This is a genomic window from Acinetobacter sp. BIGb0196, assembly GCF_011759595.1.
Taxonomy (GTDB): domain Bacteria; phylum Pseudomonadota; class Gammaproteobacteria; order Pseudomonadales; family Moraxellaceae; genus Acinetobacter; species Acinetobacter guillouiae.
The window spans coordinates 2,468,543-2,490,428 of record NZ_JAAOZA010000001.1 but is presented as its reverse complement, the minus strand read 5'-3'; the positions used below and the strand labels follow the sequence as shown (position 1 = coordinate 2,490,428).

The window sequence follows — 21,886 nt, the reverse complement described above, 5'->3', positions numbered from 1 at the left end:
TATACTAAAATCTCTCAATACTCCTTACTCTAAAGCATATCGTTGAAAATACAAACGCTTAAAAAACTAATCCTCTATATTTTTCCATCAGCTTACTTGAAAAATAACGTTTCAGCACAGATATTAATACTGAAATCTATTTCAAGTGTTTTGGTAAGTTTTTGAAAAATATATAAATTAATTCATTATTGCTATTGAAATCGAAAAAAACGTTCCCATTTATTATTCAAGTACAAAATTTGTTGTGAGGAATAACAAGAATGCGATTTGAAAAATTTACGAACCGCCTGCAGCAAGCCTTATCTGATGCACAATCTCAGGCAATGGGTAATGATAATACCGCAATTGAGGGTATTCATATTCTTTCCGTTTTGTTGGAAGAACCATCCAATCTAAGTCTGTTGCAACAGTCAGGCGCCAATCTACCTGAGTTAAAAACAAAACTGCAAAAAGCTTTAACTGATGCACCAAAAATTGGAACACCGACTGGGGATATCAATTTAAATCCAGAAGCTGTACGTGCGCTTAATTTGGCAGATAGTTTTGCTCAAAAAGCAGGAGATGAATTTTTATCTACCGACTGGGTGATCTTGGCACTTGCTGAAACAGGTGCAACCAAAACATTGTTAACCAGTGTAGGTGTAACAACCGACAAACTACGCAAAGCAATTGAAAATATTCGAGGTGGCGAACAAGTTATGGCAAATAACCATGAAGATCAGCGAGATTCACTCAATAAATATACCGTAGATTTAACGGCACGTGCTGCGGAAGGCAAACTCGATCCTGTGATTGGTCGTGATGAAGAAATTCGTCGTACCATTCAAGTACTGTCACGTCGGACTAAAAATAATCCAGTATTGATTGGTGAACCAGGTGTAGGTAAAACAGCGATTGTTGAAGGTCTGGCACAGCGTATTATCAATGGTGAGGTGCCTGAAGGCTTAAAAGGCAAACGTGTTTTATCGTTAGACTTAGGCTCGTTGCTGGCTGGTGCAAAATACCGTGGTGAGTTTGAAGAACGTTTAAAAGCAGTACTCAAAGATCTGGCTAAATTTGATGGTGAGATCATCCTGTTTATTGATGAGCTACATACGCTTGTCGGTGCGGGTAAAGGTGATGGTGCGATGGATGCAGGTAATATGTTAAAACCTGCATTGGCACGTGGTGAATTACGTTGTGTGGGTGCAACAACTCTGGATGAGTATCGTCAATTTATTGAAAAAGATGCAGCTTTGGAACGTCGTTTCCAAAAAGTTCTGGTGGATGAACCAAGTGTTGAAGACACCATTGCAATTTTACGTGGTCTAAAAGACAAATATGCAACGCATCATGGTGTGCAAATTCTCGATTCTGCCATTATAGCTGCTGCGAAAATGTCACATCGCTATATTACAGACCGTCAATTGCCAGATAAGGCGATTGATTTGATTGATGAAGCAGCGTCACGTATCAAAATGGAAATTGACTCAAAACCTGAGCCACTTGACCGTTTAGACCGCCGTTTAATCCAATTAAAAATGCAATTGGAAGCGGTGAAAAAAGATGCAGATTCAGTCAGTAAAGCTGAAGTTGAGCATTTGGAAAAACAAATTGCAGATGTTGAAAAAGAATATAGTGATTTGGAAGAAATTTGGATTGCAGAAAAGCGTCTAGTCGATGGTACAAATCAGGCGCAAATCGAACTTGATAAAGCACGTACTGCATTTGAAAAAGCGCAACGTGAAGGTGATTTGGCAGAAGCAAGTCGTTTGCAATATGGCGTGATTCCAGAGTTGCAAAAACGTTTGAATGAAGAAGAGGTTGCGGAAGTCAATGAAGAACCGAAACTGATTCGTACCAAAGTGACTGAAAATGAAATTGCAGAAGTGGTCAGTGCTGCAACCGGTATTCCTGTGTCAAAAATGCTACAAGGCGAGCGTGAGAAATTGCTTCATATGGAAGATTTCTTACATAACCGTGTGGTTGGGCAAGATGAAGCTGTGGTTGCTGTCTCAAATGCAGTTCGTCGTTCACGTGCGGGCTTATCTGATCCTAATCGTCCAAGTGGTTCGTTCTTATTCCTTGGACCAACAGGGGTGGGTAAAACTGAGTTAACCAAGGCTTTAGGTAACTTCTTATTTGATAGTGATGATGCGATTATTCGTATCGACATGTCAGAGTTTATGGAAAAGCATTCGGTGAGCCGCTTGGTGGGTGCGCCTCCGGGTTATGTGGGTTATGAAGAAGGTGGTGTTTTAACTGAAGCAGTCCGCCGCAAACCGTATAGTGTGGTGTTATTTGATGAAGTTGAAAAAGCCCATCCAGATGTATTCAACATCTTATTACAAGTGTTGGATGATGGTCGATTAACTGACTCACAAGGTCGTTTGATTGACTTTAAAAATACCGTGATTGTGATGACATCGAACTTAGGTTCAAGTGATGTACGTGAACTCGGTGAAGGTGCGAGTGATGAAGATGTTCGTTTAACGGTGATGAATGCCGTATCACAACATTTCCGTCCTGAGTTTATTAACCGTATCGATGAATTGGTGGTGTTCCACTCGTTGAAAAAATCACAAATTCGTGGCATTGCGGATATTCAATTGGATCGTTTACGTTCACGTTTATCTGAACGAGACATTGGATTGAAAGTCGATGATCAGGCCTTTGATATTCTGATTGATGCTGGTTTTGATCCTGTATATGGTGCGCGTCCACTTAAACGTGCAATTCAACAACAGGTTGAAAATCCATTGGCTCAGCAAATCCTTGCCGGTCAATTTACAGCAGGTGATACCATCTTAATCAGTGCTGAAAATGGTCAACTTGATTTTGGTAAATTAAAATTAAGTTAATTTATCCAACAGTATAACCGAAGCCAACTACCGCAAGGTGGTTGGCTTTTTTATTGGATAAGCATTTATATTTTTGCGTGTTATTTTGAATATAAGGTATGGCATTGCAAGCTTGAGGACTTTTAGCGTTCTACATACGTGTAAGCATTGGTGCAAGGGGGAAGTAATATTGATGGATAGCACTTGTGAAGGGTAATTGAGGTTGATTGAACAGCAGAATGCCACATTAAGACTTTCCGCATAATAGGGAAAACACTACACATCACAGAATTGATGCAAAGGTTTAAAGCCTGTTTGATTCCCCAATCAAGCATCCAGAGCTATAGGGATGCATAGATCTATAAACCATCTAGAAGAAGCAATCGGCATAGCCTTGGCTCTTCATCATATTATTTTAATCATCAGATATTTATGCGTGTTTATTTAGGTTTTACCTATTATCGGGTTTTTCATGAATTTATTGAAAAAACGGTCAAAAATTGATAGTTTTTTCAATGAGGAATAATAAGAAAGGAAAAGTTGATCATGATGATCAAAGATAAGGACAAATCTGATTATTTAAAAATACTCGGTTTTCTCTTGATGGCATTTAGTTCGATAGAGGCATTGGCAGATAAATTAGATGATCAAGATCTTGCAGCGCAATCTGTAGGTGTGGTTAAACTGTCACCCATTATTATTAAAGCTGTAAAGGAAAATGCACAACAACCTGTCGAAGAGCAAAATAACCTGCATAAACAAGTTGCTCAGGAAAGGTCGGACGATGCTAAAAAAGATGAAATTTATTCTACTGTATTAACTGATTTCGAGTGGCAGAAAAAAGATCCAGATCCAAATCAACCTGGGGATAAATATTTAAAACCACTTGAAAAATATAGAATAATTGAGGTTGGTTATAATCCATATCAACGCCATGATGTCCGAATTACAACCCAAGATCGCGTTACACTTTATATAGGACACGAAATTGACCCCGTGGCTTATAAATAAGCCCGAGGTCTAGTATGATTAAACAGGGAAGTGTTTAATTTTCCATGCTCTATGGATTTTTTGATTACGTTTGAAATCTAAGCCAATTGTTTCATTGGTGATCTCTTGTACATCAAACATTGCATCGATTTCTTCGTCCATCTCAAAACCACGATAGTTATTTGAGAAATACAACGTTCCCTCTGTGGTTAGACGATTCATTGCACGTTTAAGTAAAGAAATATGGTCACGTTGCACGTCAAAAGTACCGTAGAATTTCTTTGAGTTTGAGAAGGTTGGTGGGTCAATAAAAATCATGTCATATTGTTCATGACCTTCTTTTAACCATTCAAAACAATCACTTGAGAAGAATTGATGCTGTTCATCTGGATGATCAACTGTTAAGCCATTCAAGACAAAGTTTTCTTTAGACCAATTTAGATAAGTATTGGATAAGTCAACACTTGTCGTACTTGCAGCACCCCCTAAAGCAGCGTGTAGACTTGCTGTAGAGGTATAACTATACAGGTTCAGGAAATGTTTTCCTTTAGCTTCAGCTGCAATACGTAGACGCATTTGACGGTGATCTAGGAATAATCCAGTATCCAAATAATCAGTCAAGTTGATTAAAATTTTGGCTTTACCTTCTTGTACGATAAAACGTTTAGATGCAGTACTTTGTTTTGCGTACTGGGTTTTACCTTCTTGACGGGCACGGGTTTTGATAAAGATCGCATCACGACCTAAACCTGTTACGGCACGGATTGAAGCCAAAGCGAGGTTAAAACGTTTTTTGGCTTTTTCTGGGTCAATGGTTTTTGGTGGTGCATATTCTTGAACATGTAAACGATCACCATACAAATCTACAGCGACATTAAAGTCTGGTAAATCTGCATCATAGAGACGTAAACAATAAATATCTTCTTTTACAGCCCATTTCTTTAAAGCTTGCATATTTTTTTGCAAACGATTGGTAAAGTCTTCCGCACCTTCGATTTTTTCAAATTGTTGAGGTTGCCAATCTGCAAGGAAAGGTTTAACCACTGCTGCAGGCTTAATATCACCAAAACGAATATAAATTGGCAATTTACCATTCATTAAACGTAAGATTTGTGGATTGTTAAATGCCAATACATCAGCTTGTTCAACAGCCGCTGCGATAACGGCAGCATGCTGATTCGGGAAATTCTTTTGTAGAAGTGCTGACAGACCCAGATATAAAGCTCGGTTAGAGGCTTTTTCCCCTAAACGCTCACCATAGGGTGGGTTGGTGACTATAAATGAAGTTTTGCCTTCTGCTTGGAAATCAGGCCAATCTGCTAAAGTACGCTCTTCAATTTGAATTTGATCCAGTTGTTGCTCAAATCCAGCAGCAATAATATTTTGTTTGGTTGCTTTTACTGCTTCCCAATCTGCATCATAGGCATAGAATTTAGGTAAAGGTTGTTCTAAGGCAACTTTATGACGTTCAGCTGCTTCAGCTTTAATCGACATCCATAACTCATGATCATGTCCATTCCAGCCATTAAAGCCGAAACGGCGCACTAAACCAGGTGCACGATCAGTTAGGATCATCAATGATTCAATAATAAAGGTTCCTGAACCACACATTGGGTCAAGAATAATTTCTGGATTACGTTGTTTAAGCTGTGCTTTTTGTAGGATAGCGGCGGCTAGGTTTTCTTTAATCGGCGCATCTGTCATAAAACGACGATAGCCACGCTTATGTAAAGAATCTCCAGATAAATCTAAACAATAGGTGTGTTCAGTTTTTCCAGCAAGCACATACAGGGTAATTTCAGGCTGTTTAATGTCGATACTTGGACGTTTACCGACAGCTTCCATGAAAGAATCAACCACACCATCTTTAACACGTAAAGTCGCAAACTGTGTATTGACTTTAATATCACGTTCTACGTGAAGACGAATTGCGAAAGTACTTTGTGGTGCAAAAATAAGTGACCAATCAAAATTGATCGCACCTTCATAAAGTTCTTCTGCAACGTCACGTGCGTCATGGGTAAATTCAAGTTCATGAACATGAATCGGTGTCAGTACACGAGAAGCCAAACGTGACCACATACAAACACGGTATGCATCTTCGAGTTTGCCTTTAAAGATTAAACGTCCAGGAAATTTTTCAATATCTTGAATCCCTAAACCTTGAATTTCTTCTTGCAGTAAGGTTTCTAGTCCATCTGCACAGGTAACCCAATATGTAGAAAGACGTGGTTTCGAATTCATGAATATTTCCAAAGACATTAAAAAAGCAATCGCGTATTTTAGCGTATTTTAATGACGAAAACTTATAGAATGGCCTTTTAAGTCCGAAATTTTATAAAAAGTACTAAATTCAGTTAAAAATTTGGGTTTTTTGCTTGAAATATATTCAAATATCAATATGTAGATAAGATCAAATATCGAATTTAAAAAATGCTCAGTCTTATTGTTTCAATGTTTATTTTTTCGCTGTCTATGTCGATTTCACCAGGACCTGTGAATTTGACCATTTTAACCAGCAGTATGAATTATGGTGTAAAAGCAACTTTTGCATTTATTTCAGGGGCGACCATTGGTTTTACCTTGTTATTGGCATCAGTCTGTTTTGGTTTGTATCAAATGATTGTGATCAATCCTGTACTTCTTGATGTGATCACGATTTTAGGTACAGTTTTATTGTTGTGGATTGGGCTCAATATTCTACGTGCAAAAGGGACCGTGATCTCAAGTCAACCCCATAATGAAGCAAAAATACCAACCTTTATACAGGGTGCGTTGATGCAATGGCTAAATCCCAAAGCATGGATTGCCGCAGTGGCGGGTACAGGGCTATTTTCAACGGGGCATATCCATGCTGTTTTATTGGTTTTTGTAGTGATTTATTTTGTCGTCTGTTATCTATCTTTATTGCTGTGGGGGATTGCTGGTGAAAAGTTAGCAAGCTTTTTAAATACAGGAAATCGAGCACGTCTTTTTAATATCGTGATGGGTGTGTTATTAATTTTGATTTCATTGGAAATGTGTTGGCGTTATTTTTATCATTAAAATTTGATTTAACTTTCTTACATTCAATGTAAGGCTTAAACATGGATTTATTTTTACAATTGCACTGATGTATTGAACAGAATAGTGTCGCTGATAATCATGATGCTTTAGTTGATAGGCTAGGTCAAATGACTAAAAAGCAAAAAAATCGAAACATTGAGCAAAGCTCTGAAATATTTGAAGTATTACTGATTTGCATCAAGTCATTGATCATAAATGAAGCTTATGTTTTTGTATGAACTTTTAGAAACTCTTGGTTATCAATTCATTTTTGTACTTTTGAATCATAGATGGTGATCTTATCGTGAGGCGACAGGGATGTCGCCGTTGGGCGGGGGTATAGGACGTACCCCTCGCACGACGGAAGATTTTTGTCACTTTTCATCTCTGAAAAGTGAGGCATCGCCTACGCAAAGCTATTTAAACTTTGAATATAAGGTGTGGCATTGCAAGATTTTTAGAATTAAACAATTTATTTTTCTCATGTAATTGATTTAATTTAAAATATTGATTAAGAGAAATTATATTCTTGTTTCTGAGTTTTTTGACAGGTTGAATATAGTTCATGATGAGCGCAAAGTGCATACGGGGTAATTTCTAGATCTATTTAAAGGTCCTCAATGTGTGGGGCGAGTTCTAGTCGGTAAACTTTTAAATAGAGAATAATGTGTATACATTATTAATTCATTTTATAGTGTGATTTTGGTACATAATTTGCTTGATTATCCACCGTATTGGCTCAGAAATTTAATTGAATTTTAATGAATTAATAAATACGGGGATTTCTATGCAAGATATTAACAACAGCAGATTTATTGCACATGCAGATGCGTTTTCCATCGGGGCATTAATCTTAACGCGATTAAGACGTGTGACAGGACGTGTGATTGATGTGATGTATTTAGTGGATAATAAAAGCTATGCACAGTATGTGATTGATATGTCATTGGCGACTCAAGATCCAGAATTAAATCGTCATGCCTTGCGCTTACAGCATTTATTAGAACAGGAACAACCAGCTTCCTCTGTGAATACAGTAACGACAACGCAAGTTGAACAAAGCGAGGACGCATATGTTTCTGGTGCAACAGAAGAAGAAATTTATCGAGCACAAGTTTCACATCACTATATTGGTGCATTGAGATAAGTGGGGGCAATAAGCTCTAGCTACAGCGCTAGAGCTTAATTGATATAGTGTGATTAAAATTAAAACTCATTTATAGTATTTTTAAGCTGAGGATAAGTTGTGAGACAATCACTTGAGTTATACGAAATTCAATGCAGAAATTAGCAAATATTTAAAAAACAACCAAATGATTTACGTGGGTACGGCTGATGAGTCGGCACAACAAACTGAGCTGCGATTAAGTCATTATCATCAAGCAAAGACTGTTGTGTTTAAACTGTGGGTTGAACAGAAAAAATATAAAGAATTAATCTCCTGTGCACATGGGCGTTGGTATCCTTATGAGGATTTTACTCTGCCATTGGCACAATATTTTGCTGCTCAAAAGGATTTTCCACATTTAAAATTTCTTTGTGAACACGAGATCCGCTTTCGTTTAGAAGATACCTTAAAGTGCTTAAAACGTGTAAAAGAATATGATGTGACATTAACCAATATACAAATATCGGAATATCTATTGCATGATTTTGATTCACAAAAGTACCATCCCATAGCAGAATTACTTAAATGGCGTAATCAAGCCTTGCTGAGACTAGATGCTTATATTGAGCTGTTAAAAGATCAATCAGATATTGACTACCTCAATATGATTCAGCAACTTCGAGAAAAATTGATGAACTTAACGCTCAAACTTGCAGACTTAAAGCAGATCAAATTTAAAATTTGATCGCTGACTTTTATGACTATTTGTCCAAAACTTCAACTGCCAAAGAAAAAGAAAATCTGTATAATACGTTAACTTAACCTCTAAGGAATCTCTCATGCACTTGGCGGCATTGCATACACCGAGTCAGATTCAACTCAATAATGACGGAAACTTAAAGCATTTCCTGACCATCGAAGGTCTTTCTAAAGCAACCCTCACCAAAATTCTAGATACAGCCCATTCCTTTATAAATGATCAAAATCAACTGATAACGACACCACTTTTAGAAGGTCGTACAGTGATGAACTTATTCTTTGAAAATTCGACACGTACACGAACTACTTTTGAAGCGGCTGCAAAACGCTTATCTGCAAATGTATTGAATATTGATATTGCACGATCAAGTACTTCAAAAGGGGAAACATTGCGCGATACGCTATGGAACCTCGAAGCGATGGCAGCAGATATTTTTGTTGTGCGCCACTCTTCATCAGGCGCAGCGCATTTTATTGCTGAAACAGTTTGTCCGCATGTTGCAATCATCAATGCTGGAGATGGGCGTCATGCTCATCCAACTCAAGCAATGTTAGATATGTTAACCATTCGCCGTGAAACGAAAAAGAATTTTGAAGACATTAGTCTGGCGATTATTGGTGATATTAAGCATTCGCGTGTGGCACGTTCAGATATCGCAGCGTTACAGACTTTAGGTTGTAAAGATATCCGTGTAATTGCACCAAATACTTTGCTTCCGTGTGGTTTTGATGAATATGGTGAAGGCGTTCGCTTGTTCAATAAAATGGATGAAGGCATTAAAGACTGTGATGTGATCATTACTCTACGTATTCAAAATGAACGTATTGATTCACCAGCTTTGTCGTCACAAGCTGAATTTTACAAAATGTATGGTTTAAATAAAGATCGGCTTGCCATGGCTAAACCTGATTGTATTGTTATGCATCCGGGACCTATGAACCGCGGTGTAGAGATTGATTCTAGTATTGCTGATGGTGCGCAGTCGGTAATTTTGCATCAAGTGACCAATGGTATTGCAGTGCGAATGGCTGTTTTGGCTTTGGCAATGCAAGGTCAGTTGCAAGAGAAAGGTTTGTTAGAAGCAATTGCAGTTTAAGGTTAAGGATAAAGTCATGAGTAGTGTAAAAATTGAAAATGTACGTGTCTTAGACCCAATCAAAAAAATTGACACTGTACAAACGGTTTATGTTGAACATGGAAAAATAGTCGAATCATCTGCCAATGTCGTGGATACCATTGATGGACAAGGAAAATGGTTGATACCGACTATGGTTGATTTGTGTGCACGATTACGTGAGCCAGGTCAGCAACAGCATGGTACCTTGAAGTCAGAAGGTAAAGCGGCACGTGAAAATGGTATTTTGCATGTATTTACCCCACCTGATTCAAAGCCAATCGTGCAAGACAATGGTGCTTTGATTCATGGACTTGTAGAAAAAGCCATGTTAGATGGTGGTATTCATTTACAAGTGATTGGTGCGCAAACCCAAGGTTTAAATGGTAAACAACCCGCAAATATGGCAGGTTTAAAAAAAGGTGGTTGTACTGCCGTTTCAAACGCCTATGCTACTTTTAAAGATGATGATGTGGTTCTGCGTACCTTGGAATATGCGGCTGGTTTAGACATGACCGTGGTGTTTTATCCAGAAGAGCACCAGATTGCAAAAGACGGTTGTGTACATGAGGGGTTTATTGCCTCACGCCAAGGTTTACCGATGATTCCAGCACTGGCTGAAACAATTGCTATTGCGAAATACCTATTGATGATTGAAGCGACAAGCGTCAAAGCGCACTTTGGTTTGCTTTCAAGTGGTGCATCTGTAGAGTTGATTAAAATTGCAAAAAACAAAGGTTTGCCTGTGACGGCAGATGTTGCAATGCATCAATTGCATTTAACAGAACACTTGATTGATGGTTTTAATTCTTTGGCACATGTGCGCCCACCATTGCGTGCTGAAAAAGACAAAGAATTACTGCGCCAAGGCGTCAAAGACGGTGTGATTGATGCGATTTGTACTCATCATGAACCTTTGAGTGGTTCTGCGAAATTAGCGCCTTTTGCCGAGACTTTACCAGGTATTAGCGCATTTGATACCTATGTCTCTTTTGGGGTGCAATTGGTTCGTGAAGGTTTGTTTGAACCTTTAGAATGGGTTGAAAAAGTTACGCTTGCTCCTGCAAAAGTGGCCAATATGACGGATCGTTGGGTCAAAGAATCGGGTTGGGCATTGGTTGATCCAGATCTAGAATGGATTGTTAGCAATGACAGTATTTTATCTCATGGAAAAAATACGCCATTAATCAATCAAAAAATGGTCGGTAAAGTACTGCAAACGTTTACTGCCTAAGCTGTAAAATTTACATAAGCGCAAAAATTGAAACAAAAAGCCAGCATAAGCTGGCTTTTCAAATAGATATTGAACACGCTGTGCTACAAAAAGCTATTATAACTATTAGAATTTAATCACTAGAATAAAAAATGATCAATAAAATGATTTTTAATGTGACAAATACAACAATGAAATCGGAGTGTCCAAAATTATGAATATTATTGAGCTTCTAAAAGAACGGGTGACCACAAAAGTTTTACAGGGTGATCTTCAGTTTCAAGATGAAAAAATCGGTGCTTTAAGTGCCTTTTATCCCATTCTCCTCTCAGTTTTAAAATCAAAACCAGAACTTATTAATACACTTCAACAAAATCTAAATCCTCGCTTAGGCGATATTTTCAGTCATCAACCAGAAACGGTCGCGCATTTTTTAGGACTGGTTGCGGGCAATGCACCGACCCAAGAAATTGAAACCACATTAAACCATTCCATTGCTCCGACTTTATCATTGCTTGCAGATCAAGCAGGTTCAGATGGTAAGCATGAAATTTTTGATTTTATCAAAGCGCAATGGAACAATATTCAAGATGATTTGCCAGCTTGGGCAACAGGATTATTTGCCACACTGGGCTTAAGTGTAGGCGGTCTTGGTTTCGCAGCCACAACGCAAGCTGCACCCGTGGCTGAGGCTGTTATCCCGCCTGTAGAACCTGTGGCACCGATACCTGTACAAAGTGTATCTCCAACACCAGTACCCCTTGATACGTCTACAATCACAATAAATTCGATCCAAGATGAACCTAAAAAATCCAATTGGTTATTGCCAATTATCGCTCTGTTGGTGATTGCAGGATTGGCCGCATTGTTATTTAAACAATGCAGTAGTAAACCGCCTGCTGGGGGAGATCCAGTAAGCAGTGGAGCTTCACAAGCTGTTGCTGATTTGCAAGCCGCTGAACTGCAAATTTCTACAGATGCTGAAGGTAAATTAGCAAGTTGTCAGGCACAATCGAGCAGTCAATCTTTACTGGATAGTTTAAAAACCAGTATTGCCTCAGTGTTTGGCCAAACCGATCATTGTCAACTTACAGCCAGTGGTGCTTATGCTGCTGATTTGCCAGATCAAAATGCTGTAGATCAGGTGTTGGCTAAAATTAAAGGCATTCCAAATATTTCACTGGCTTGGATCGGTGATCAACTTACCATTCAAACAGCAGATTTAGCGCAAGCACAAAAATTGGCAGACGAGTTAAAAGCTGTTGTTCCTAATCTACACATTTCTGCACAGCAAACAGCCGATGCAAATGCAGCTCCAACCAGTAGTGCTGCAAATGTAGATACAAGTAATTCACAAGCAGACCAAGCACTTTCAAGCATTCAGGCAGATAAAGCCAATGTAAATGATATTGCCGCTGCATTGAATTTACAGGTGATTAATTTTGCGACAGGTTCTTCTGGTATTCCAGAAGCCAATAAAGCGATTTTGGATAAAGCAGCGAATTTGTTAAAACAACTACCAGATGCAAAACTTGTGGTTAAAGGTTATACCGATAATGTTGGGAGTGCGGATTCAAACAAAAAATTATCTGAAAAACGTGCAAAATCGGTTGTTGCATATTTGGTTGAAAAGGGCGTACATACTTCACAGTTAACTGCTGAAGGACATGGTCAAGACAATCCAATTGCAGATAATTCAACCAAAGAAGGGCAATTTAAAAACCGCCGTATTGAGTTTGAAGTACTTGGTGCAACGACGCCATAATCCCTTTTAGTTAGATGCTCTGTGCCAAAACGCACATAAATTGTATAAAAAGCTTCTGAATATCCAGAAGCTTTTTATTTTTTACTCGAAAATTCTTCAATTATTTGGTTAAATGACCCACATAAAAATATGATCGGATAAACAATGAATAAATCATTAAACCCATTATTTATGATTGCAGCGATTTCGAGTACCTTAATGCTGTCAGGCTGTGATTACTTCAAAAAGAAAAAAGATGAAGGTAATTCTGAACTTGCAGAGTGGAGTTGTACCAATCAAGATAATATCAATCAAATTCAAAAATATTTGAAAGATGAGTATTTGCGTGAAGTCACAGATAATATTAAAAATTCTGGTTATGAAGCTGACCAAGCACTACTTCAGAAAATTAACAATGCTTTAAAGTTTGAAGTGAAGAATGTTCGTACAATCACTGAAGACTCGTCTAAAACCAATCAACTGGAATGTGAAAGTCAGTTATTGGTTCAATTCCCGAAAGGCTTACAACAGCGTGCTGAAAATTCATATGCAGAATTTGGGCAAGATTGTGAGGAGGGATGTGAAGGTGATGGGTATCGTAGCATACGTGAGTATATCGAAGCTGGTGAATCTAAATTGGTACTAGCCAATGATCAGCTAAAAGGCAAGTTTAACTATAATGTTGTGAAAACAGACAAAGATGGTTTAACCCTTGATGTGCTTAATCAGGATGCAGTTATTCAAGGGGTAACTTTTGTTACGGTAAAAGCGGTGCAATACGCAGCCTATATGAAAGAAAATAAAGATATGCGTGAACGCGAGCAGGTCAACCAAATTGAAAATGCAGAGCAAACAGCGCTTGCACAAAAAGCCATGGATATCCGCAAAAAAGAGCTAGATGAAGAAAAGCTCAAACAAGTTGATCGTTTAAACCAGACTTGGGATAGTTTGAGTGATGAACAAAAAGCACAATTTAAGCAAGATCAAACAGAATGGTTTGAAAAACGTGATGTTGATTGTAAAGTCATTTCACAGAAAAGTTTTGGTGATATTCCAGACAGTGAAATTGAAACCTATCAGCAACAACGTCAATATTGGGATGATGCGATGTCTCAACAAAATAAAGAGATGCAATATACCAAGTGTTTTAATAAACGTACCGCTGAGCGAATTATTTATTTAAACAATGCAGTAAATTGATGTAATCATCATAATCTGAGAGGGATGAATTGATTCATCCCTTTTTTATTGGCATGCTGTAACTATATTTAAAGTTTTAGATGTTGATATGCGTATTAGTATTGTTGGTTCAGGTCGTGTTGCTACACATTTTGCAAAAGCACTGTCAAAACAACATCATATTGTTCAGATTTATAGTCGTAATTTAAACAATGCACACAGCTTAGCCCAGCAGGTGAATGCTCAGGCTATTGATGCTGTGGATTGTATAGACCCTGAAATTGATTTATTGATTATTGCGGTAAGTGACCAAGCCATTACTCAAGTCATCCAAACGATTCATTCACAACTTTCGGATGTTTTGATTGTTCATACTTCTGGCAGTACCAACCTCAATATATTGACTGAACACCATGTAAAATCTGGGGTTTTTTACCCCTTACAGACTTTTAGCTTTGAACGTGAAGTGGATTGGCAGAATACCCCGTTGTTTATTGAAACGGCTTTGCAAGAGGATTTGTCTGCTTTAACGACGCTAGCAAATAGTCTAAGTAATCAGGTTTATCCATATAATTCAGCGCAGCGGCTGAGCTTACATCTGGCAGGGGTATTTGCCTGTAATTTTACCAATTATTGTTATGACATGGCTAAACAAGTGGTCGATGCACAGCAGGTCAATTTTAATTTACTGTATCCATTAATTTTGGAAACAGCAAAAAAAGCCACTCAAAATGATCCTGAAACAATGCAGACGGGTCCTGCAAGGCGTGGAGATGTGAATATTTTAAATATGCATCAGCGCATGTTACAGGATATGGGGCGGGAAGATCTTAAAGATGCCTATACACTTTTAAGCCAACAGATACAGAAAAAACACTCACTTGATTAAGTGAGTGTTTTATCAATCGTATCTTTTGAAATCAATTGAGATCTAGTTTAAAGCAGCGTGATCTGCACCAATTGTGACAATAACACCAATACAAAACAGGCTACAGTAGATAAAAAACCAGATGATCATGCGTTTAAAGGCTTTGTCTGAAATCGAGCTATCAGCATATTGTGGTTTTTTAGGGCTTTTGTCATCATTCATCGCAAAATCTCTTTCTGCTTAATATAGATTCATTATGGATAGAAACGTATTCACACTGTAGATACAAAAAATTAGAAAAAAACTATAACAGATAAGTAAGCAATGATGAATCTGTTATAAAAATTCAGCTTATGTCATCACTGATTTACCAATAATATAAATCAATTGGTTTAATGCATTTTGAATCTTTTCATTCATTTCAAATGAACAATTCATCCGAATAAAGTGATTTTGTTGATTGCTAATATTAAATAAGCTGCTCGGCGCGACACTAACACCGTGTTCTAACATGTGCTGATAGATCTCATTACTATCGACTTGTTCAGGCAATTCAATCCATAGAAAGTACCCGGAAGGATAATAATTGACATGGCATTGCTCAGGTAAATGGGTTTTTAAATAATTAAAATATTGTTTTTTATAACGTTGTAAGGTGGATCGTAAAGTTTTTAAATGTTTTTCATAATGACGATGAGAGAGGTATTCAACCAAGGCATTTTGGATAAATGAGTTGACTGAAAGGGTGCTCATAAGTTGAGTGTGTTGAATATGTTCAGAGAATTTACCTGCATAGACCCAACCGATACGAAAACCTGCACCTAATGTTTTTGAAAAAGAAGAACAATGTAATACCCAATTTTGTTGATCAAAATACTTCATAGAGAGGGGTTTTTTCTGATCATAGTAAAGTTCTTCATAGACATCATCTTCAATCAAATAAATCTGATATTGGTTGAGTAACTTCGCCAATTTTAATTTAATTTCGTCACTCACAGTAAAGCCAATTGGATTCTGACCATTTAACATCATCAAACACACTTTAATTGGATATTTTAAAATTGCCTGTTCGAATGCGTCTAAATCAATGCCATGTTCAGGGTGCTCTGGAATAGTAATTACTTTTAATCCAAGTCGTTCAGCCGCTTGCCATGCCCCATAAAAAATCGTTTGTTGTAATAAAATATAGTCCCCAGCTTGTGTAAGTGCTTGCAATGAAAGATTTAATGCATCTAAACCTCCAGACGTAATCACAATATCAGATGGATCAGTGGGGATGCCTTGCATAGCATACTTTTGAGCAATAATTTTTCTCAGTTGATAATTTCCGGGTGGGAGGCTGGGTGTTTGTTCATAGCTACGCCGTTGTCGAGCAAGTTGTCCGAGCGTTTGTATCAGTTTAGCGGAGTAGAGCAATTGGCTATTGGGAAAGGCAGAGCCTAAAGGGATAATGTGTTCAGACTGTGTTGATTTTAAATATTTAAAAACAACGGAGTTAATTTCAACTGTTTCATTAATAACATGTAATGTAGTGGGGTGATCTGAGCTTTGTTCTACAACAAAATACCCTGACTTTTCTTTTGAATAAATCAGACCTTGCGCTTCGAGCTCTTGATAAGCATTCATCACCGTAATCAGGCTTAAACCTGATTGTTCAACCTGTTGACGTAGTGAGGGTAACTTTTCATGCGCTTTCCACGTCCCATTTTTAATCAATAGTTTTAGGCTATGGGCCAGTTGTTCAGATTTATACATAGGTCAATGCAAGTGGGTATTTAAAATAACTATAACAGAAGCAATCAGCACAGCTCTATCTGTTATATATTTTTTCTAAAATTTTGTGGCTATATTTCTTTTTGATTTCTTTCCAAAATAGTCGCACACGATGCAGTATAGAATGAGGCAGGGATATGTTTGTGACGACTCAGTTGAATGTGCTCACACAAGTTTTATGTGAGCATGGTTGCTCTGAAAATGTGATAGAGCAACTCAATCAAAGATTTGTAAACTTAGAAGCTACATTGTTGCGTGCCAAAGTCTTACGTGAATTTTCAAAAAAGAAAAGTACAGCGATTATCCAATCTGCAATTATTTCAAATCATTTAAGTCTGGCTTATTTGTTTTCACCGTTTATTTTGGCGAATTTAAATCAAACAGTGCTTTACTCAACAGTTCTGACTGCACAAGTTCAAGATATTTTAAAACCTTATTATCAGGTGGAAAAAACCATGAACTTGACCAAGGATGATGTCGTTCTAGAAAGTTTAAATCTATTTTTAGACCTACAAGATCAAACATGGGATGCACAGGAATTTGTTTATTTTCAGTTGTTCAAAGCACTGACTCAGGCAGAAGTTGATCGTATCTTTTTAATTACAGATCAACCGATCAATCCAGATTATTTGTTTGAAATAGAATGTTTTTTTAAGGTTCGAATTTTCTTGGTAAATCCCGAAAATGATCAAACTGGTCTAAATTTGCAATTAGATCATCATGATCATAAATTAAACATGCAGAAGCTTTTGTTTAAATATAAAGATGATTTTTATGTGGCTTTATGTCGTAAATTTTCAGAAATGAATGCTAAAATTTTAAATTTATCAGGTCTTTATGATCTAGCTCAAGCGCAAAACCTAGTCGAAGATATGTTTTATTCTGAACATATTTATGAAAAATTATCGGTTTATGCTGAGTATATGCAAACACGATTACAGAACAATGTGTTTAGTCCAAAATTCAAATCTGTGTCAAGCTTGCAAGCTTAGATGCTGAATAATTGCATAAACAACACTTTGTTAAATTGCTATCTATAAAGATACGACATGAGCAGTGAATACTTAGTTATTAGGTTAAAGTCTAGTCTAAAGCTTTATATTTTAGCGATCAGATAAGTGTTTTTTGAGATGATCTAAAAAGAGCTTCACTTTTTTTGGAATCTTTTGTTGAGATGGTGTGATTGCATAAAAATAAAGTTGCTTTGAATGATAGTCTTCTAAACAGCGAACAATTTTTCCAGCATCTTGATCTTTTTTTGCTAAAAAATCGGGTAAAAATATAATGCCTTGATCTTGTTTACAAAAATCTAAAAGGAAATCGCCACTATTGCATGTCAATTTCGGCGTACAGTAAATAGTTTCTTCTTTTTTATTCTTATTCAGCACAATTTTAGTACTTGAATCCGTTTGTGAATACAACAATAAACTGTGCTGTTTTAACTCATCAATTGTATTGGGTACGCCATATTTTGCAAAATAAGCAGTAGTTGCATAAAAATGTCGATGATAGGTACTAAACAGGTGAGCATTACGCTGATCAATATCCTGACTGATTCTTAGAACAATATCATATTGATCTTCACTGATATTTAAAAACTTATCTGAAAGTAACAAGTCTATTTTGATGTTGGGGTACTGTGTCATAAATTTAGAAATGATCTCGGTAAGATGCGCATGTCTAAATGAATGAGGTGCATTGATTCTGAGTTTACCCTCGGGATATTTCTGGTCGTGGGTAAAGTCACTGGTTGCCCATTCAAACTCACTCATAATGACTTTAGAGTGTTGATAAAATTTTTCACCTGAATGAGTTAAATCCATTTTGCGAGTATTGCGGATGAACAGGACCGTATTAAAAATAGTTTCCAAATGGCAAATTCTTTTCGCAACTTGATCTCTAGTAATGTTTAAGTGACGTGATGCACTGCTGAAATTTCCATATTCAACGACACTAATAAAAGTATTGATACAGTCTAATTTATCCATTTAATTTTAAAGTACTCTTCACTTGAATGATGAGGGGCTGTTGACATTTCATAAATAGCTTGCGTTGTAAGCTAAAATTGAGCAGACAAGGCATGAAACGAAAAGAATAGCGAGACTATTTTCGAGTTTCATAACGTAGGCTGAGATAATTTTAGCCACAACCCTTCGGGACTAGTGTGGTTTTTGCCGCTACTTCGTTACGAACTATTCATTTAGAATGACTAAATTTCATATTTCGTGCCTTGTATCATCTAAAAACCACTCGAAGTCGCAAACATAGACGAATTGTCAACAGCCCCTAAAGTAACGCATCATCCTACGCTGATCAATCATTGTATCTTTTTAGGATACAGTTTGTATTTAAAATAGTGTCTAGTGGTTTACGTGTATTTTTGCTTTTATATAAATTCCTTTATAAATGTGTTGCGAATCAAAATGAATAAAGCATTTTTAGAACAACTTACACCTCAAAACTGTCAAATCATCTTTATTGATCAACAACCACAAATGGCTTTTGGCGTACAGTCAATTGATCGACAAACTTTAAAAAATAATGTGGTGGGATTGGCTAAAGCCGCTCAGGTTTTTAATATTCCAACCACCATTACAACAGTAGAAACAGAAAGTTTTTCGGGACACACTTTTCCAGAATTATTAAATGTGTTCCCTGAAGCCCCTTTACTCGAAAGAACCTCTATGAACTCATGGGATGACCAAAAGGTTCGTGATGCATTGGCAGCCAATCATCGTAAAAAAATTATCGTATCGGGTTTATGGACTGAAGTTTGCAATATTACATTCGCTTTTGGTGCAATGCTGGAAGGTGATTATGAAATTTATATGGTTGCCGATGCTTCAGGTGGAACTTCAAAAGAAGCACATGATTATGCGATGCAACGGATGATTCAAGCAGGCGTGGTTCCTGTAACTTGGCAACAAGTTTTACTTGAGTGGCAACGTGATTGGGCACATCGTGAAACTTATGATGCAGTGATGGACATTGTACGTGAACATTCGGGTGCATACGGTATGGGCGTAGATTATGCATATACTATGGTACATAAAGCGCCAGAAAGAACCACAACGCAACATGAAGTTATTGCACCTGTGTCAGCAAAATAAACCTTATGGATATAAATATTCATCTACATGGAGATGATCATGACAGATGTACAGTTAATTCTTAAGAACGGCAAAATTACCACGCTTGACCCGAAACAACCTGAAGTAGATGCAATTGCGATCGCTGATGGAAAAGTGTTTGCCACGGGTGATGAAAATAGCATCATGAAGTTGGCCAACGACTCGACAAAAGTGATTGATTTAAATGGTCGTCGCGTTATTCCCGGTTTAAATGACAGCCATCTCCATATTATCCGTGGCGGGCTTAACTATAATATGGAGTTGCGTTGGGAAGGGGTTCCGACTGTTAAAGATGCTTTAAGCTTACTCAAAGAGCAGGCAGAAAATACGCCAGCACCACAGTGGGTACGTGTTGTCGGTGGGTGGACTGAATTCCAATTTGCAGAAAAGCGTTTACCAACTTTAGCTGAAATCAATAAAGCTGCACCTGATACCCCTGTTTTTATTCTGCACTTATATGCAAGTGCAATGTTGAACAGAGCAGCATTAGATGTCTTAGGTTTTAATAAAGATACTCCTGATCCACCCGGGGGCAGAATAGAACGCAATGAAAAAGGCGAGCCAACAGGTTTATTATTGGCAACGCCTTCTGCTGCAATTTTGTATTCAACACTGGGCAAGGCACCCAAATTACCCGTCGAAGATCAAGTGAATTCTACCCGACATTTTATGCGTGAGTTAAATCGGCTCGGTGTCACTTCTGCGATAGATGCCGGAGGGGGTGGGCAAAACTATCCAGATGATTATGCAGTGATCAATCAATTGCATGAAAAAGATCAAATGACCGTTCGTATTGCTTATAACCTCTTTGCACAAAAAGCCGGTGAAGAGTTAGAAGATTATCAACGATGGACAGAAATGACGTTTCCTGGTGATGGTGATGCATTATTGATGATGAATGGTGCGGGTGAAAACCTGACTTGGTCAGCTGGTGATTTTGAGGATTTTTATGAACCTCGCCCAGATCTTCCAGAAAAAATGGAAACTGAATTAGAAGCTATTGTTGAACATTTGTCTGAGAAGAAATGGCCGTTTCGAATTCACGCCACCTATGATGAAAGCATTAGTCGATTGCTCAATGTTTTTGAACGTGTCAATGGTAAAAAGCCATTTGAAACCCGTTTTATTATTGACCATGCAGAGACGGTTTCAGAAAAAAACATAGAACGGATTGGTGCCCTCGGTGGAGGAATTGCCATTCAACACCGTATGGCGTATCAAGGCGAAATCTTTGTTCAGCGTTATGGTGCCGATGCAGCCAAAGACACGCCTCCGGTAAAAAAAATGCTTGAGTTGGGTGTACCAGTGGGCGCTGGAACAGATGCGACGCGTGTTGCATCATACAATCCTTGGGTCTGTTTGGCATGGTTAACCACAGGTAAAACTGTGGGTGGTTTTACTTTATATGATGAGAAAGACTTACTTGATCGTCAAACAGCGTTAAGACTATGGACCAAAGGATCTGCTTGGTTTTCAGGCGAGCAAAACCATAAAGGCGCTTTAGTCGCAGGGGAACATGCAGACCTAGTTGTACTCTCAGATGACTATCTCACTGTTGAGGGCGATGAAATTCAATTTATTGAATCAGTCATGACGGTGATGGACGGTAAAGTGGTCTATGCGGGTGCCGAATTTAAGCAACAAGATCCACCGATTCCACCCGCTTCGCCTGATTGGTCACCAGTCAAGCGATTTGGCGGGCAGTGGCGCCACTCTGAAAATCGTAATGCGCCTTCCTTACAACCCTTACAAAAAGATTCAGCAGTGTGTGCATGTTCTAGCAGCTGTGGCATGCATGGACATTCGCATGCATGGATGCTTGATGTTCCTATCAATGATCAGGATAAAAAATCATTTTGGGGCGCATTAGGCTGTTCTTGTTTTGCTTTTTAAAACCAACCTAAAAAATTCCATCTGAAACTAGGTGGAATTTTATTGGGGAGAAATTTATGAAAATCTATCTGATCTCTTTGGCCGTTGGGTTGTTGGTTGGCGTGTTGTATTACCTATTAAATGTGAAATCTCCAGCACCCCCTTTTGTGGCCCTATGCGGTTTATTGGGGATGGTTATTGGCGAACAACTCATGCCAATGATTAAAAACTTATTATCCTAACGATAGGGTAATGCAATAACAGGAGAAA

18 protein-coding genes are annotated in these 21,886 nt (G+C 37.8%); 14 read left to right on the top strand and 4 right to left on the bottom strand.

Features of this window, described 5'->3' with window-relative positions; all coding sequences use genetic code 11:
- Positions 1 to 260 precede the first annotated feature (260 nt).
- Both clpB and FHR28_RS11425 read left to right on the top strand, forming a co-directional pair.
- Positions 261 to 2,840, top strand: a complete 2,580-nt coding sequence (gene clpB, locus FHR28_RS11430; protein ID WP_166782613.1) for an ATP-dependent chaperone ClpB — start codon at positions 261 to 263, stop codon at positions 2,838 to 2,840.
- Positions 2,841 to 3,365: 525 nt separating this feature from the next.
- Positions 3,366 to 3,830, top strand: a complete 465-nt coding sequence (locus tag FHR28_RS11425; RefSeq protein ID WP_004721109.1) for a hypothetical protein — start codon at positions 3,366 to 3,368, stop codon at positions 3,828 to 3,830.
- Positions 3,831 to 3,848: 18 nt separating this feature from the next.
- On the opposite strand, the gene rlmKL is transcribed toward FHR28_RS11425, so the two are convergent.
- Complete coding sequence (gene rlmKL / locus FHR28_RS11420) at positions 3,849 to 6,053, bottom strand: bifunctional 23S rRNA (guanine(2069)-N(7))-methyltransferase RlmK/23S rRNA (guanine(2445)-N(2))-methyltransferase RlmL (protein WP_004721106.1); 2,205 nt, start codon at positions 6,051 to 6,053, stop codon at positions 3,849 to 3,851.
- A 189-nt stretch (positions 6,054 to 6,242) separates the two neighbouring features.
- Between rlmKL and FHR28_RS11415 the strand changes: the two genes are divergently transcribed.
- From FHR28_RS11415 to FHR28_RS11380, 8 genes are all read left to right on the top strand, one after another.
- Positions 6,243 to 6,854 (top strand): LysE family translocator, encoded by a 612-nt coding sequence (locus FHR28_RS11415; RefSeq protein ID WP_166782612.1) that lies wholly within the window; start codon positions 6,243 to 6,245, stop codon positions 6,852 to 6,854.
- 787 nt (positions 6,855 to 7,641) lie between these two features.
- On the top strand, positions 7,642 to 8,001 hold the full coding sequence (locus tag FHR28_RS11410; protein WP_004721102.1) for a hypothetical protein: 360 nt from the start codon (positions 7,642 to 7,644) through the stop codon (positions 7,999 to 8,001).
- Positions 8,002 to 8,113: 112 nt separating this feature from the next.
- On the top strand, positions 8,114 to 8,707 hold the full coding sequence (locus FHR28_RS11405; protein ID WP_166782611.1) for a hypothetical protein: 594 nt from the start codon (positions 8,114 to 8,116) through the stop codon (positions 8,705 to 8,707).
- A 94-nt stretch (positions 8,708 to 8,801) separates the two neighbouring features.
- Complete coding sequence (locus FHR28_RS11400; protein ID WP_004721095.1) at positions 8,802 to 9,818, top strand: aspartate carbamoyltransferase catalytic subunit; 1,017 nt, start codon at positions 8,802 to 8,804, stop codon at positions 9,816 to 9,818.
- 16 nt (positions 9,819 to 9,834) lie between these two features.
- On the top strand, positions 9,835 to 11,070 hold the full coding sequence (locus FHR28_RS11395) for a dihydroorotase (RefSeq protein ID WP_056510562.1): 1,236 nt from the start codon (positions 9,835 to 9,837) through the stop codon (positions 11,068 to 11,070).
- Between the two features lie 193 nt (positions 11,071 to 11,263).
- Entirely contained in the window at positions 11,264 to 12,814 is a 1,551-nt protein-coding gene (locus tag FHR28_RS11390) for an OmpA family protein (RefSeq protein ID WP_166782610.1), read from the top strand.
- A 144-nt stretch (positions 12,815 to 12,958) separates the two neighbouring features.
- Positions 12,959 to 13,993, top strand: a complete 1,035-nt coding sequence (locus FHR28_RS11385; protein ID WP_166782609.1) for a DUF1311 domain-containing protein — start codon at positions 12,959 to 12,961, stop codon at positions 13,991 to 13,993.
- A gap of 88 nt (positions 13,994 to 14,081) precedes the next feature.
- A complete protein-coding gene (locus FHR28_RS11380; RefSeq protein WP_166782608.1) occupies positions 14,082 to 14,861 on the top strand; it encodes a Rossmann-like and DUF2520 domain-containing protein in 780 nt (259 codons plus the stop codon).
- Positions 14,862 to 14,903: 42 nt separating this feature from the next.
- Here FHR28_RS11380 and FHR28_RS11375 read toward each other — a convergent pair whose 3' ends face one another.
- Together FHR28_RS11375 and FHR28_RS11370 are read right to left on the bottom strand one after the other, a co-directional pair.
- Positions 14,904 to 15,062, bottom strand: coding sequence for a hypothetical protein (locus tag FHR28_RS11375; protein ID WP_004721086.1), 159 nt, complete (start codon positions 15,060 to 15,062; stop codon positions 14,904 to 14,906).
- A gap of 129 nt (positions 15,063 to 15,191) precedes the next feature.
- Positions 15,192 to 16,595, bottom strand: a complete 1,404-nt coding sequence (locus tag FHR28_RS11370) for a PLP-dependent aminotransferase family protein (RefSeq protein ID WP_166782607.1) — start codon at positions 16,593 to 16,595, stop codon at positions 15,192 to 15,194.
- A 155-nt stretch (positions 16,596 to 16,750) separates the two neighbouring features.
- Here FHR28_RS11370 and FHR28_RS11365 point away from each other — a divergent pair, with 155 nt between their 5' ends.
- Positions 16,751 to 17,605, top strand: a complete 855-nt coding sequence (locus FHR28_RS11365) for a hypothetical protein (RefSeq protein ID WP_166782606.1) — start codon at positions 16,751 to 16,753, stop codon at positions 17,603 to 17,605.
- Positions 17,606 to 17,716: 111 nt separating this feature from the next.
- Here the strand turns inward: FHR28_RS11365 and FHR28_RS11360 are convergent, their stop codons facing one another.
- The gene (locus FHR28_RS11360; protein WP_004721080.1) at positions 17,717 to 18,601 is read right to left on the bottom strand and encodes a LysR family transcriptional regulator; all 885 of its coding nucleotides are present in this window, start codon (positions 18,599 to 18,601) and stop codon (positions 17,717 to 17,719) included.
- Positions 18,602 to 19,036: 435 nt separating this feature from the next.
- Here FHR28_RS11360 and FHR28_RS11355 point away from each other — a divergent pair, with 435 nt between their 5' ends.
- From FHR28_RS11355 to FHR28_RS11345, 3 genes are read left to right on the top strand one after another with little or no spacing between them, the layout of a single operon-like run.
- Entirely contained in the window at positions 19,037 to 19,723 is a 687-nt protein-coding gene (locus FHR28_RS11355; protein ID WP_004821006.1) for a hydrolase, read from the top strand.
- Between the two features lie 39 nt (positions 19,724 to 19,762).
- A complete protein-coding gene (locus FHR28_RS11350; protein ID WP_166782605.1) occupies positions 19,763 to 21,637 on the top strand; it encodes an amidohydrolase in 1,875 nt (624 codons plus the stop codon).
- A 56-nt stretch (positions 21,638 to 21,693) separates the two neighbouring features.
- Positions 21,694 to 21,858 carry a DUF1427 family protein gene (locus FHR28_RS11345; RefSeq protein ID WP_004721074.1) on the top strand — a complete coding sequence of 55 codons (165 nt, stop codon included), beginning with the start codon at positions 21,694 to 21,696 and terminating at the stop codon, positions 21,856 to 21,858.
- Positions 21,859 to 21,886 lie beyond the last annotated feature (28 nt).

Bases quoted from the DNA above. Each gene is read 5' to 3' on its own strand.
- clpB (WP_166782613.1), top strand. From the start codon at position 261: ATGCGATTTGAAAAATTTACGAACCGCCTGCAGCAAGCCTTATCTGAT.
- FHR28_RS11425 (WP_004721109.1), top strand. From the start codon at position 3,366: ATGATGATCAAAGATAAGGACAAATCTGATTATTTAAAAATACTCGGT.
- rlmKL (WP_004721106.1), bottom strand. From the start codon at position 6,053: ATGAATTCGAAACCACGTCTTTCTACATATTGGGTTACCTGTGCAGAT.
- FHR28_RS11415 (WP_166782612.1), top strand. From the start codon at position 6,243: ATGCTCAGTCTTATTGTTTCAATGTTTATTTTTTCGCTGTCTATGTCG.
- FHR28_RS11410 (WP_004721102.1), top strand. From the start codon at position 7,642: ATGCAAGATATTAACAACAGCAGATTTATTGCACATGCAGATGCGTTT.
- FHR28_RS11400 (WP_004721095.1), top strand. From the start codon at position 8,802: ATGCACTTGGCGGCATTGCATACACCGAGTCAGATTCAACTCAATAAT.
- FHR28_RS11395 (WP_056510562.1), top strand. From the start codon at position 9,835: ATGAGTAGTGTAAAAATTGAAAATGTACGTGTCTTAGACCCAATCAAA.
- FHR28_RS11390 (WP_166782610.1), top strand. From the start codon at position 11,264: ATGAATATTATTGAGCTTCTAAAAGAACGGGTGACCACAAAAGTTTTA.
- FHR28_RS11385 (WP_166782609.1), top strand. From the start codon at position 12,959: ATGAATAAATCATTAAACCCATTATTTATGATTGCAGCGATTTCGAGT.
- FHR28_RS11380 (WP_166782608.1), top strand. From the start codon at position 14,082: ATGCGTATTAGTATTGTTGGTTCAGGTCGTGTTGCTACACATTTTGCA.
- FHR28_RS11375 (WP_004721086.1), bottom strand. From the start codon at position 15,062: ATGAATGATGACAAAAGCCCTAAAAAACCACAATATGCTGATAGCTCG.
- FHR28_RS11370 (WP_166782607.1), bottom strand. From the start codon at position 16,595: ATGTATAAATCTGAACAACTGGCCCATAGCCTAAAACTATTGATTAAA.
- FHR28_RS11365 (WP_166782606.1), top strand. From the start codon at position 16,751: ATGTTTGTGACGACTCAGTTGAATGTGCTCACACAAGTTTTATGTGAG.
- FHR28_RS11360 (WP_004721080.1), bottom strand. From the start codon at position 18,601: ATGGATAAATTAGACTGTATCAATACTTTTATTAGTGTCGTTGAATAT.
- FHR28_RS11355 (WP_004821006.1), top strand. From the start codon at position 19,037: ATGAATAAAGCATTTTTAGAACAACTTACACCTCAAAACTGTCAAATC.
- FHR28_RS11350 (WP_166782605.1), top strand. From the start codon at position 19,763: ATGACAGATGTACAGTTAATTCTTAAGAACGGCAAAATTACCACGCTT.
- FHR28_RS11345 (WP_004721074.1), top strand. From the start codon at position 21,694: ATGAAAATCTATCTGATCTCTTTGGCCGTTGGGTTGTTGGTTGGCGTG.